The 13,876-nt window shown below is 40.3% G+C and carries 13 protein-coding genes; 3 read left to right on the top strand and 10 right to left on the bottom strand.

Translation table 11 applies throughout. The features are described from left to right. Window positions 1-84: 84 nt before the first annotated feature. Both AC3B6D_RS05185 and AC3B6D_RS05180 read left to right on the top strand, forming a co-directional pair. Window positions 85-513: a MarR family winged helix-turn-helix transcriptional regulator gene (locus AC3B6D_RS05185; RefSeq protein ID WP_489775086.1), complete on the top strand. Its 429-nt coding sequence runs from the start codon at window positions 85-87 to the stop codon at window positions 511-513. Between the two features lie 10 nt (window positions 514-523). After that, a complete protein-coding gene (locus tag AC3B6D_RS05180) occupies window positions 524-961 on the top strand; it encodes a GNAT family N-acetyltransferase (RefSeq protein WP_489775085.1) in 438 nt (145 codons plus the stop codon). A 114-nt stretch (window positions 962-1,075) separates the two neighbouring features. Here the strand turns inward: AC3B6D_RS05180 and AC3B6D_RS05175 are convergent, their stop codons facing one another. From AC3B6D_RS05175 to AC3B6D_RS05140, 8 genes are all read right to left on the bottom strand, one after another. Further along, complete coding sequence (locus tag AC3B6D_RS05175; RefSeq protein ID WP_489756726.1) at window positions 1,076-1,771, bottom strand: L-ribulose-5-phosphate 4-epimerase; 696 nt, start codon at window positions 1,769-1,771, stop codon at window positions 1,076-1,078. A gap of 70 nt (window positions 1,772-1,841) precedes the next feature. After that, window positions 1,842-2,714: an L-ribulose-5-phosphate 3-epimerase gene (locus AC3B6D_RS05170; RefSeq protein WP_489775084.1), complete on the bottom strand. Its 873-nt coding sequence runs from the start codon at window positions 2,712-2,714 to the stop codon at window positions 1,842-1,844. After that, a complete protein-coding gene (locus tag AC3B6D_RS05165; RefSeq protein ID WP_489756728.1) occupies window positions 2,711-4,243 on the bottom strand; it encodes an FGGY-family carbohydrate kinase in 1,533 nt (510 codons plus the stop codon). The genes AC3B6D_RS05170 and AC3B6D_RS05165 overlap by 4 nt, the downstream gene beginning before the upstream one ends. 12 nt (window positions 4,244-4,255) lie before the next feature. Continuing rightward, entirely contained in the window at window positions 4,256-5,260 is a 1,005-nt protein-coding gene (locus AC3B6D_RS05160) for a hypothetical protein (RefSeq protein ID WP_489756729.1), read from the bottom strand. Window positions 5,261-5,376: 116 nt separating this feature from the next. Continuing rightward, entirely contained in the window at window positions 5,377-6,333 is a 957-nt protein-coding gene (locus AC3B6D_RS05155; RefSeq protein WP_489756730.1) for an NAD(P)-dependent oxidoreductase, read from the bottom strand. Window positions 6,334-6,441: 108 nt separating this feature from the next. After that, on the bottom strand, window positions 6,442-7,410 hold the full coding sequence (locus tag AC3B6D_RS05150) for an amidohydrolase family protein (protein WP_489775083.1): 969 nt from the start codon (window positions 7,408-7,410) through the stop codon (window positions 6,442-6,444). A 21-nt stretch (window positions 7,411-7,431) separates the two neighbouring features. Then, on the bottom strand, window positions 7,432-8,883 hold the full coding sequence (locus AC3B6D_RS05145) for a PTS transporter subunit IIC (RefSeq protein ID WP_489756732.1): 1,452 nt from the start codon (window positions 8,881-8,883) through the stop codon (window positions 7,432-7,434). A 13-nt stretch (window positions 8,884-8,896) separates the two neighbouring features. Continuing rightward, window positions 8,897-9,628 carry a hypothetical protein gene (locus AC3B6D_RS05140; protein ID WP_489775082.1) on the bottom strand — a complete coding sequence of 244 codons (732 nt, stop codon included), beginning with the start codon at window positions 9,626-9,628 and terminating at the stop codon, window positions 8,897-8,899. Window positions 9,629-9,774: 146 nt separating this feature from the next. Between AC3B6D_RS05140 and AC3B6D_RS05135 the strand changes: the two genes are divergently transcribed. After that, window positions 9,775-10,785 (top strand): LacI family DNA-binding transcriptional regulator, encoded by a 1,011-nt coding sequence (locus tag AC3B6D_RS05135; protein ID WP_489775081.1) that lies wholly within the window; start codon window positions 9,775-9,777, stop codon window positions 10,783-10,785. A gap of 172 nt (window positions 10,786-10,957) precedes the next feature. Here the strand turns inward: AC3B6D_RS05135 and celB are convergent, their stop codons facing one another. Together celB and AC3B6D_RS05125 are read right to left on the bottom strand one after the other, a co-directional pair. Next, window positions 10,958-12,328, bottom strand: a complete 1,371-nt coding sequence (gene celB / locus AC3B6D_RS05130; protein ID WP_489756735.1) for a PTS cellobiose transporter subunit IIC — start codon at window positions 12,326-12,328, stop codon at window positions 10,958-10,960. Then, entirely contained in the window at window positions 12,328-13,704 is a 1,377-nt protein-coding gene (locus AC3B6D_RS05125) for a glycoside hydrolase family 1 protein (RefSeq protein WP_489775080.1), read from the bottom strand. Before AC3B6D_RS05125 ends, celB begins: the two co-directional genes overlap by 1 nt. Between the last annotated feature and the right edge of the window lie 172 nt (window positions 13,705-13,876).

The raw sequence follows: 13,876 nt of genomic DNA, 5'->3' as shown, positions 1-13,876 counted from the left end.
ACATAAAAATTAATTTTGATTATTTTTAGTGGACAAAAGCCACTACTTGTTATTATAATAAGCCAAAAGGGAGGTGATATGGGAATGGATCCCAACTCAGCTGCGTTAATTAGGCATTTCAACCGACATTATACTTTACTATTAGGCATCCTAGATAAGCAAGTTTTTGATACTGACTTAACTTGGCCCGAGAGTCGAATGCTTTTAGAGATTAGTTTTCATTATCCAGTCACGCCGATGAAGCTGTCCCGGTCGTTACATCTGGATAAAAGCTATACTAGCCGTTTAATCAATCAACTTGTGCGCAAACAGGAAATCACAAAAGAACCTTCTTCAACGGATTTACGTTCAGTGGATATCTTCTTAACTTCCCATGGTCAGCAAACTGTGGCTTACCTTAATCAAAAATCGGATGCACAAATCCAAAAAATTATTGCTTCTGTTCCTGAACGACAGCAGACCCAATTGTATCAAGCTTTTAAATTAATCAATACGATTTTGTTTGAGAAATGAGGTAAATTTTATGTGGCAGGCAAAAAATTTCGAGACATTAACCCCTTACGAACTATACCAAATCTATTTTTTAAGAACTAAAACTTTTGTCGTTGATCAAAAACGAATCTATCAAGAAGTTGATGCTCACGACTTAACGGCTTGGCATGTCTTTAACATTGTTGATCAGCAAGTTATCGCCTATGCGCGCATTTTTTCAGAAGGCGACCATCTTACTTTCGGCCGTGTGGTAACTGATCAAAAATATCGTGGTCAAGGCTTAGGACGAGAATTAATGGAACAGATCTTCCAAACCATTACAGCACAATTTCCCGGCAAACCAATTGCTATTGAAGCACAACAACAAGTTGAGGCTTTCTATCAAAAATTCGACTTTGTCAGTCAAGGACAACCGTTCATCTTTGAGTCAACACCACACATTAAGATGGTTCATTCAGCATTGTCCTAACACCATCGAATTCCAGACCAAATTGCAACTAATATGACCCCCGAAGTTATCCTAGCTTCGGGGGTCACAGCGTTACTCACATTTAGTTATTGTATTGAAAAGCATTTTTAAAAATTATTTTTGACCGTAATATGCATTGTCACCATGTTTTCGGTAATAATGTTTATCCAACAAATATTGCGGCAAATGACAATTAGCTCGCGTTAATTGCATCGTATGATAATCTTCAGCGGCCACTGTTTCCAGCACTTTGGCATTATAGACAGCATTTTGAGCATCATTTCCCCAAGCAAACGGTCCGTGTTGACTCACTAATGTTCCCGGAGTCGCCTGATAATCCAAGTGACGCTCCTTAAAAGTTTCCACAATAGCTTGACCGGTATTTTCTTCATAACCCGCTTCAATTTCTTGTTGGGTCAGAGCCCGCGCTGCCGGAATATCATTGTAAAAAGTATCCGCATGGGTCGTATTTAAAGCTGGAATATCCATTTTAGCAGCCGCAAAAGCAACTGCCCACGGTGAATGGGTGTGCACAATCCCACCAATTTTGGGAAAAGCATTGTACAAAACCACATGCGTAGGAGTATCGCTTGAAGGATTCAAGTCACCTTCAACGACTTGCCCTTGCAAATTAACCACCACTAAATCTGCTGGTTGCAAAGCATCATATGCTACTCCCGAAGGCTTAATGACAAAGAGACCTTGCTTACGATCAATGCCCGAGACGTTACCCCAGGTAAAAGTCACTAAGTCTAATTTTGGTAATTGCATATTGGCTTCATAAACTTCTTGTTTTAATTGTTCTAACATGTTAACCCCCCTCAATTAAAAATCTGCTGACAACTGGGATTTCACTAATCCTCAACTTTTAGCACCTGTTTTATAGAGCAGCTTGCTTTAAGCCTACTTGCGCAAACAATTGGTCAAAAAATTCCTTCGCTTGGCGCACTTTAGCCACGGGATCAGCAGCTTTTTGACTCCACATTTCTACTGTAAAACTTCCAGCATAACCGAGTCGCTTAAAAGCGCGTAAGCACCCTTCAAAATCTACGTCACCTTGACCAAAGGGTACTTCTTTGAACTGGCCCGGACTAGTAGTAGTTACTTTTTTAGTATCTTTTAAATGAACCGCTACAATTTGTTTCATATTGGTCTCTAAATCAGTAATTACATCATTTTGCGGCCATGCTGAAATATTGCCAATATCCGGATATCCTTGCAGCCATGGACTAGCAATTTGCTGTTTAACTTCTTGAATTTTACTCAAGGAATTTAAAAACGGATCATCCATCGTTTCAATGGAGAGCATGACTAATCTTGAGGCTGCCATATCGACACAGCGTTGTAAATTTTCAATAAATAGTTCATGACTTAACGGAGTCTTTTTATCATAATAAACATCGTAGCCCGCTAATTGAATGTTTCGAATGCCTAAGTCTACCGCTAAGTCGAGTGCTTGTTGCATCATAGTCAGCGCCTTTTCTTGAATTGCCGGATCCTTCGCTCCCAAAGGGTAACGCCGGTGTCCAGACAACATTAACGTATTAATATGACTATGCGTTACCCACAAAGCTTGCCGAAATTCTTGTCGTTCCCGACGGCTCCACGTTAAACGTTTTAAGCGCTCATCACTTTCATCAATCGAAAATTCCAAAAAGTTAAACCCTAATTCATGTACCAATTCAAACGTTTGTTGCCACGTTAAATTTTGCGGTAATGCTTTTTCGTAAATGCCTAATGGATTAGTGATCATTTTGTACCTCCCAATTGTTGCTGTAACTGCACTACGGCTGGCCAACTAGTATTTAAAGCTTGCACTAATTCTTGATAGACTTGATATTTGGCTTGATACACAGCACTAGCTTGTAAATCTGGTTCAAAGCGTTGCTTAACGTGTGTCATTTGGTGAACGGCCGTTTTAAAGTCGGGCCAAGCCCCTTGAGCCACCGCACAACAAATGGCACCTCCTAACCCGCCTAATTCCGTAGCTTGCGGAATTTCCACAGGTAATTGCAAAACATCCGCAAACATTTGCATCCATTGCATTGAGTTAACCGCTCCACCAGACAAGCGAACAACTTGTGGCTGCGTGGTGACTTGTAATAACTGTTGGACATGGGTCTTATGTGCAAAACAAATACCCTCATAAACTGCCCGAATCAACTCAGATTTACTGGTATTACTCCGTAAACCGATTAAGGCTCCCTGCGCATCGGGATGCGCATTACTCCCGTACAGAAACGGCAAGAAGAAGACCTGCGCATAACTCGGATCGGTAACCTTTAAAAAATCTTCTAAATAGTCATAGATTGAACGCTGTTGTTTCTTCGCGTTAAGCGTTTCATCAGCTAACAACATTTTAATCATTAAAGCCAAATTGCCGGCTGATGTCGGGCTAGAGGCTTCGACTAAATTTTGTTGTGTCACAAAGAGCGAATTCATCAAACCTAATTGTTGGGGGGCACGCGCCGAACCCACTAGTAAGTTCATATTCCAAGTACCTGCAATCATACTTAATAAACTTTCATCCAAAACGCCCGTCGCTAACGTACAAGCATCAATATCAAACATGCCCCCAAAAACTGGTGTTTGGGGCTTTAAGCCGGTCACTTGCGCGGCAGCTGCGGTTAAATGCCCACACATCGTGGTTGCTTGCACTAATGGTGGCAAGGCTGCTTTGATTTCGGGGATCCCAAAGAAGTCAAGTAGGCGCTCATCATACTGTTGCGTTGTCAAATTGAGCAAGTTATTGCCCGAAGCATCACCGATTTCTTGATAGATTTCTCCCGTTAACAGGTAGCGAATAAAATCCTTATTAGAAAAAACGGTCCCTATTTGTTGATAAACGGCCGGTTGATTTTGTTTGAGCCAAGCTAATAAAACAGGCGCTTGACTAGCCATGACATGTTGTTGACTAATGGGATAAATTTGAGTAACTTGCGCTTCAAATTGTTGTGCTAGCTCAATAGCTCGCTGATCAGTCGATAAAATACCATTATGAAAAATTTGCTGGTGACGATCTAAGAGATATAGTCCTTTGCCATGTCCTACAACCGTCACTGCGGCAATTTGTTCAGCGCTCAAGGCTGCTTGTGTCAGAGCTTGTCTAATGGCTTGACCCAAATGTGCCAATAAATCTTGCAGTTTAATTTCTTGAACCTCGGCATCTGCTCGGACTTTTTGAGTGGGAAACGCACTAACTGCTACCTGTTGCCCATTCAGGTCACAAATCACTACTTTGGTTTTGGTACCACCATTATCAATCGTTAAATAATACCGCATGACCTATTCCTCCTAATCCAGCAAGATTTGGTAAACTGCCACTTCATTAGCCTCGCGATTAGCCGCTAACAAATAAGATTGTTGCTGCTTTTGATAAACCAAAACATTACTGGGACCAACACCAGTTTCAATTAATTGCAGTTTTAAATCGGGATGCTCAATTAACGCTAAGCCTTGTTGCCCAGCTCGCCAACCGAATAGGAAATACTCTCGACTCCCAATCGGCCCGCCAAAAAGTGCATGTCCAAAGGGGGTGGGAGTGGTTGTTTGTTGCAATAACTGAAAATGTTGATCATATAAGCGTAAATGTGCCCCGTGAAAATCCGTAATGGTTAAATACTCTGGCGCACCATCTTGATTAATATCCGCACAACAAATATCGGACGTCGCGGCTGTGGTCAATTGTTGTAACTGCCACGACTGCGTTTCAGTCGGCCAACTTAAACGGAAAACTCCTTCTCGACCCGTGATTAAAGAACAAGTCGCTAAACGCTGATAACCATGATTTTGCGTAATGCGCTGTTTGAGTGCGTGCAGGTTAAGCAGGCGTGCTTGATCATCATCATATTCCCCCACCCAAATTTTACCGGGATCTGACCAATCGTTCGTCTTTTGTTTACTGTTAGCAATCGAGCAACCAACATACCAAAAGCCCGTTTGCCCGGTTTTGGGAATAATATCAAAGCGGTGAATATACGGACACTCACCGACAATTGTTTGTTGCCAACCGTGTCCCGTAAAAGTTTCTTTGACAATCCGACAGGTGGCTGAGTTAAAGCCGGGATAAAACTTTTGTGTTGCTAAAAAATTCAAAGTGCCAGGAATAGCAACTAACGTCATCGTGCCCCCAATATTGGGCCAGACAGTGATTTTTTGCCAATGATGATTCAAATCATAGGCATAACAAGGTTGGTCTTCTTCGGAAGCAACAATCAAAAAATCCTGATTTAAAGCTTGTAAGTGTAACAAAGCATAACAGTGATCCAATTGATCACTAAAAACTTTTTTAAATTTCATTTGGAACACCTTGCCTCTATTCAAAAATAAAAGAAGGTTAGGACAAAAATTTGCCCCAGCCTCCTATGAATCAGACGAACATCTGCTAAAGCTTGCGATTAACTTTTCATTTAAATTTACTGATTAACTTGATTAGGCGCACTATGATCTTGGAAGTAATTAATCAAGTTAGTCGAAGCTTCTTGCGCGATCGCCGTGCGCGCTTCTAACGTACCCGTCCCGGCGTGTGGACTTAAGACTACATTATCTAAGTCTCTTAGAGCTTGTGGAATATTGGGTTCTGTCTCAAAAACATCTAATCCCGCACCCGCAATTTCGCCGGTTTGTAAAGCTTTGATGAGATCATCTTGCTTAATTAATACTCCCCGGGCGGCATTTACAATATAAGCAGTTGGTTTCATCTGCCGAAAAACAGCTGCATTAAAAATACCAATGGTCGATGGTAAGGAAGGTGCATGTAACGTAATTACATCACTTTGCTGAACCAAAGTCTCAAAATCAACATATTTCACGGCTAATTTTTGTTCCAAGTCACTATCTAATCGGCGTGCATCATTATAGATAACTTGCATGCCTAAAACTTGGGCAAATGCTGCTACTTGCGAACCAATGCGGCCCATACCGTAAACCCCTAAGGTTTTACCTTGTAAGCTCATGCCCATGTATTTCTGCTCGGAAACATCAACCCAGTCGCCGCGCCGGACCAGTTGATCATAAAAATGTAAGCGCCGCACCGTTGCCAAGATCAAGGCAATCGTCATTTCCGCCGTTGGTACACGCACCCCTTGGGGACAATTAGTTACCACAATACCTTTTTGTTTCGCATACTCAATATCAATATGGTCAAAACCTACACCATTAGCGGTAATAATTTTCAAGTTAGGACCCGCATCAATCAGTTCGCGATCCGCTTTGGTGCCCATTAATAACAGACCGTCGTATTCTTTTAAATGCTCCAAAATCCAGGCGCGCGTTTCAATTTCTGGTTCATAGGTCACATCAAACGTGGCTTTTAATTCCGTTAAACCCGCTTCTGGAATAATTCCTGTGACTAAAATTTTTGCTTTACTCATTAATTGATTGCTCCTTTATTAATTCATCGGTGAACTCATTAGCTGGAAGTTCTAGTTGCACTCTCAACTAGCTTTATTTGTCTAGTACGTAGCTTAGACTAGTCTGCGTTATTTTTTAAACACGGGATCTTCGGCTACCCGCATGACTTGCACATTTTTTTCTTTAAAGTAAATGCGTTCGGCATTGTTATACATTACATCTTCTAATTCACTAGGCGTAAAGATATCCGTCGCTTCTAACCAAGTTGCTAAATTATGATAGGAGTTAAAAGTTGAAGACCACGGAGAATCTGTGCCCCAGAAAATCCGTTTAGCACCTAGGACACTCTTAGCTAAGCGCACATCTTTTTGACACCGTGGAAATGGAAATTCCGTCTCCCCTTCAATGTCTTGAATAGCTGATAATTCGGTCGCAATATTGTCATACGGTTGCCATTGGGTTAATGCATTTTCTAAACGATCCAAATGATCCGCATTCGGGAAAGATAAGTGACAAACCACAAAATCTAACTGTGGATAGCGCTGTGCTAAGGTGGCGATTGCTTCGGGTTCATAACTAAATTGTGTATAATCACCATAATCAGTCGTAATGACAAACCCAGGATAGTCCGCTAAATAGTGCAAAATCTTACCCACTTCTGGATTAGTATCTAAACGAAATGGTTTGTGATAACCGTGCAGACCGCCACCTTCACTAATTTCAAACTTTAAAGCCCGAAAGCCTAAGTCTTCGACATGCCGCCGCACAATTTGCATCGCATTTTCAGTAAAAGGATCAACCGAAAAAGCGGCCACAAAACGCTCAGGATACTTTTTAACTGTTTGGTAAGAATAATAGTTTTGGTAACCATTCAAACTACCTTGTAATAAAACCGCCTTATTAATACCGTTATCATCCATCACTTGCAATGCTGATTCGGCTAAGAAATTATCATCACCCCAGCCATCAGGAATTAATTTGACTAATGTACCATCATCCCAAATCGTTTGCCCATGACCTAAAGGCGTCATGCGTCCTTTGCCGTTTAAGCCAGCAATTGACCGTACTAAATGTAAATGTCCATCAATTTTTTTCATCATGAAACTTCCTTTCTCAAATCAATACTCAATTTTTTCTTGACTACCAGCGTAACCAGCATTTTTATCCGCCATCTTGTTCAAATAGCGCCAAATCTGTGGCCGATATCTGCGTAATACATACAACAGTACCAAGTAAACAACAATTACTAAACCAATCCACAGTGGATTCTTCGAAATAAAGGCAGCAAAGACTAGTGCATTCAAGGGCCGTGCCATCAAATTAAAACTCGTAATCAAGACAATGCCAGCTGGAATTGCCGCACCGTAATGTGACACAGCTCCCGTATAAATGCTGCCTAACCAGCTAGAAGCATACAAGCCTAAACTAAACCAAACAATGCCGTTCGCGATTACTTTTAAAATATTGCCCCGTGTTAAGGCGACAATGGATTCCACCATGAACGGCAAGGAAATCAAGTCCACAATTGGCAAAGTTTTATTTCCCGGTAAGATAAAGGCGATTAACACCATAATTGGAATTAAGATCACGCCCGAAATAATGGTTGCAGGTTCACCATAACCAACGCCATCATCAACGCCCAAGAACCACCGCTTTTTATCTTTGACCGGATCAACTTGACTCGCAGTTTGCGTTTGTTGCTTTTTGCGCTTGTCAATTTCATCTGCCAACGGCGTAAAGGCTTTGGAAAAGACGTCCGTAATTAATGGGAAAATTGTCATGACCGCTGACAACTCAATCGCAAAGGATAAGATTTGCCCCCAAGCTTTTAAAGTCCCCAGTTTCGTTAAGTTACCCAAAATGCCAATCAATAAACCTAAAATAGCTCCTAACGTTGTCGGTTCGCCAAAGACACCCAGTTTATTTTTAAAGTATTCCGGAGTCATCTTAACCTTGTTAAAACCTAATAAATTCCACAATGGATCTAAAATAATAGCCGGAATCACTTGCTCAATATTATGTAGCGAAGCGACTGATGCATTCTTCACCCCATAATAATCAGACCAACGATCCGCTTGGACTTCTGCTAATAATAGTGCATATAGTAACATAAAGAATGATAGTCCCAAAGATAACCAGAAGTTATGCGTAACGTAATAACATAACGTGCCCCAAATCATAAAACCAAAATTATTCCATAAATTCGAAGCCATAAAGATTTTAGTCACACCGAAAGCAAATAATAACAACTCCGCAATTAAACCAAAAACGAAGAAACTTAAACCAACTGATGAACCAAACGAAGCTAACGAGCCTGCTTGCCAGCCAATATCTACGACCGGTAATTTAATTCCCGTTTGGTTGACCATTTGCTTAATGATTTTCGTGACAACTGGTGTAAAAGCTTGAATAATCCAACCAAAGCCAGTTAAACCAACTCCTGCATAGAACGCACTCATCATCGCTGTTTTAACTTTTACCCGTAAACAAACTGCGACAATAAAAATCATGATCGGAACCACTACGCTAGCACCAAAAACTTGAAATATTTGATTGACTGTTTCTAACATAACTTCACCTTCCTTACTGCGCTAACAAATGTTGAATTTGTTGTAAATTTTGCGCTAACGTAGCCTGATCAGTGGCATATTCCAAACCAATTTGCTCCACTTTCGACGCTGTCGGCAAAAAGTCTGACCATGAAATTGATCCTTGCATTAAATCCGTCGTCACTTGTTGATTTTGAACATTTTTCAAATGCAAGTAGTTCGTGACTGGCTGTAAAGTTTGCCAGGCTTGAGTAATACTAGCATCTAGCCAATACCAGTTCGCCACGTCAAAACAATAATGAACGTTTGTCAATTGTGGGGTGAGACTTTGAAAGAACTGTGCAGTTTGTGTCAAATCACTTTGAGTCGGGGTTTGATTATTCTCAATCTCTAATTGACAATCTGCTGGCAAAATTTGCGCTAATTGCGTTGCCCAATTAGCATTCGTAGGCGCAAATTCACCTAAATTCAGTTTTAACGACTGTGCCTGTAAAGTTTGCTGTAAGTGGACATACTGTGACAATTTAGGATTTAGTTGTCCGGCTTGAAACAAAACATCATTAATACTTAAATACAACGGCAAATTAATTTGTTGGGCTTGTTTTTGTAGTTGTTGTAAAACTAATGGCTGTAAATCCAACCATTCACTACGTAACTCCAGCACATCAAAACCTAATAATTTAGTTTGTTGCATAATTTTTTGATATGGCACCTGTGCTTGAATCAAGTGCTGAAAAACAGCAGTATTGGCAATATATTTTGGCATTTTATCACCTCCTTTAATTTTTTGTGAAATAAATATCAATATTAAACGATTAACCTTTTAACTTAACGGTTAAAGGTCATTTACCATTTGCCCGCACGAATCTGCTATACTAAAGATAAAAATTATCTCTGTTCGAAGGTTACATTATGACAAAATTAACAATTAAAGATATTGCCCAAATGGCAAACGTTTCAACCGCCACTGTCTCTAATTTTTTAAACGGTAATTACCAACGAATGTCATTAAAAACGCGGCAAAAATTAGAAACCATTGTTCGCAGTACTAACTTTGCTCCTAACGGTAGTGCCCGCAATCTGGCCCGAAACGAAAATAACACTATTGGTATTTCTCTCGCCGACATTACTAATCCTTTTACTTCGCAAATGTTATCTGGTATTTACGATCAATGCGATCGGTTCAACTACCGCGTTCTTTTTACCAATTCGAACAATCGTGAACAAAAGGAAATGGATAATATTATCCGTTTAACTAATGAGAAAGTGGCAGGCATGATCGTCGATCCAGTCAATCCGGATAGTCCGGTCTATAAATCACTGTCGAATCAAACAACTGTCATGGTTGACCGCCAACAAAGTCCCTTGAATATTGACACTGTTGCAACTGATAACGTCGAATCAGTCAAACAATTAGTTGCTAAGATGAAGCAGAAAAACTATGATTTATACTTTGTCACTTGGCCTTTTCAGAACATTAGTACTCGGACTCAGCGCTTTGAAGGTTTTTTAAAAGCCACCGGTTATCGCAACACGGTCGATCACTTGTTAACCGTGCCACATAACGGCTTAGATCAAGAATACGAACAATTCACAAATAATCTAGCCACCATCATGCACCAACAACGCAATAAAAAGATTGGTTTTTTCTGTATGAATGCGCGGGTACTACTACGGTTATTAAAAGCTATGCAAACACTCAATTATAGTTATCCCGCAGATTATGGAGTTGCAACCTACGAAGAGTTTGATTGGATGCAAGTGATTAATCCAAAAATTAGCTGCATTCGCCAAGACTCCTTTTTAATTGGGCAAACCGCTATTCAATTATTACATCAAAAAATCACTACCAAAGATCACAGTTCGCAAGCACCACAATTAAAACTTATTCCCACCAAACAGATTACCGGCGCCAGTTTTTAAACCAAATACCGATTTGGTTGAGCAAATTTAGTTAACCGTTTAACTAAATTACAATCTTATTGTATTCGTTTTCCTCCAATTGTCAACCTTAATTTTTCAGCGTGTTGTTTCTAATAACTTGCTGATACTAAAAAAGCCGCAGATTCCTGCGACTTTTGAACTGTACAAATTTTTAATTTACTGGATTAGCGACTGGTTCGGAAGTTGCTTGTTGTTCCTCTTGATATAATTTCTTGTCATACATTTTCAAAAATGGATAGTAAATGACTAGTGACACGACTAAATTCAACAACGCCACTGCGGCAGCCATCAAATTGCCACTTGTTCCAATAAAAGCGCCAACACCCACTGGCAAAATCCAGGCAATCGCGGCATTAACATAACCCACAAAGTGTAGTTTAATTGCCACATAGGCAATGGAAGCTAAGATCATGGGATTAACGATAAACGGAATAATCAAATATGGATTATAAACAATCGGTGCTCCAAAAATCACTGGTTCGTTAATATTGAAGATGGCTGGTAAAATCGCTGTTTTGCCTAAAGTTTTCAATTGCGCCGATTTGGCCACAGTTAGCATTAAAATTACTAAGCCCAGCGTACCACCAGCGCCGCCAATAAAGACCCACATATTAATAAAATCGCCGGCAAAAATATTATGCTGACCATTAATATTTTCGGTTAAAGCCACTAATAAAATTGGGTTTACAAAACTATTCTTGATAATTGCCGTCCCGTGAACACCAACAGCCCAGAGTAAGTGAATCAATAATAAAATTACCATCATGCCTAACCATGATCCGGTCAGATTTTTGACAAAGCCAAATGGTGCAGATAATAGTTGATGTAAATCGGTCCCCATTAAGCCTAAGATAATATCTAAACCAATCATTACCACTGCCACTAAAATAGCGGGAATTAACGAGGCGAAGGAGCGACTAACACCTTCCGGGACCCCTTGGGGCATTTTAATGGTGACATTTTTATTGACACACAAACGGTACAGCTGCACGGCAATAACTCCCGTAATAATTGCAATAAAAATTCCGACGCCACCAAAGCGAGTCAGCCAACCATTAACCATGGATACTCCACCAGCTAGATAGTTATGGGCGGCAACCACTTTATCTGCACCCACAGCGGATCCTTTTTGCCAAGAAATACTAGGAATGGTTAACAAAAACGCAAATAATGACAGTAAAGCTCCGGTAAACGAATTAAGTTGAGTTTCTCCAGCTTTGCGATATTGTTCAATGTAATAATACCCTAAAGCCACTGCGTAATAGAGTGCAATGGAACCCAAAGCCATGGTATTGCCCAACATGTAAAAGCCACTAAATTTCATAATGGTATTTTTGAAAAAATTAGCCGCAAAGGGAAAAATTTGTGGCAAATTATTTAAAATTAGAAAGATAGACGCCACAATCGTAAAGGGCACCGCTGCCAAACTGGCATCCATGATGGCCCGAATGATTTTGGTATTGGCTAATTTATTGAGCGGCGGTAACAAGTACTTATTTAAAAAATCAAAGATTGCTTGCATTACTCGACTCCTCGCTGTTTAATCACTTGCTGATACCAGAAATAACTATCTTTGGGATAACGGGCCAGCGTTTTTAAATCTTGCTCTGTCCGATCGACATAAATTAAACCATAACGCTTTTTCATTCCTTCATGCACACTCACTAAATCTAAGGCTGACCACGGTAAATAACCTTTGACAGGCACTCCAGCTGCCACAGCTTGTTGCACACTAAAAATATGTTGTTTGAGATAATCAATGCGGTATGGATCATGAATTTGGTGATCACTGGTCAATTCATCATATGCCCCTAAGCCATTTTCCGTAATATAAATTGGCAATTGATAACGATCATTAATGACTTCCAGTGTCGTTTGTAAACCTAAAGGATCTACTGTCCAGTTAAAATCATTTTTCTGTAGATACGGATTGGTCAATCCTTTATAAAAGCCTGCTTCATAGACGTCTTCTGATTGCTGATCGCTGACGCCACTGAGCCGGTCTTGGTGCGTCTTGGGATATTCAACAGTTACACTCGTGTAATAATTGATTCCCAAAAAGTCCGGAAAGTTCTCGGTTACCAAAGCTTGATCTTCTGGTAAAATTTCCAAATCAATGCCGGTTTGGTGTAAATAAGATTTAAACAGAGGATTCAGCCGCCCACGTACCGAAAAGTCTAAATACGCCCAGTTCCGCACCGCATTAAAATATTCCGCCGCACGAATGTCTTTTGGATCAGCACTCCCTGGATAAACGTAAGAAATATTAGGCACTGGACCAATTTGAGCTTGCGGTAACATTTGGTGGCATAAAGCAAAGGCCTTTTTTTCAGCAATCATTAAATTATAAAAAGCTTGGTAGCGCTGCTGATGAGTATAAGTAAAGCCTAAAATTTTGCGATCAGCTAACAACATAATGTTAGGTTCATTAATGGTTAACCAATAATGAACTTGATCACCAAAATTTTCAAACAAAGTTTGTGCATATTGCTCATAGGCTTGGACCGTTTGTCGATTAGTCCAACCGCCTTGTTCCTGCAAGCTCTGGGGCAAATCAAAGTGATACATTGTCACCATCGGTTCAATATCAAAGTGATGCATTGTATTAAACACGTCTTGATAATGTTTAATCGCTAACGGATTAACCGCACCCACACCTTGGGGAATAATCCGCGTCCACGGGATCGAAATCCGTAACGCCTTGGCTCCCATCCGAGCCAATAATTCAATATCTTCCTGATAGCGGTGATAATGATCACTAGCCACTGTAAAATCAGCAATTTGTGGATCGCGTTGGCGACAGTCTTGCACCGAAGCAGACTTGCCATCTTCACTAGCCGCCCCTTCAGTTTGGTGGGCCGATAATGATGCCCCCCATAAAAAATCTTTATCTAGCATAATAACTCCTTTATTTTAAGTATATTAATTCAGAATCATCTGTCATACGAAGCATTATGAAAGCCTTACCATGCTTTGTCAAGTAAGTGCTGTCCTTCACCAAACAAATATCGTATTCTAACGTAAAAACTTATTTTGTACAACAAAAAAGCACCTAAAATATAGGCACTCC

Source organism: Bombilactobacillus sp. ESL1097, assembly GCF_058107205.1.
The sequence above is the reverse complement of the archived record's forward strand: the minus strand, read 5'-3'. Positions and strand labels throughout refer to the sequence as shown.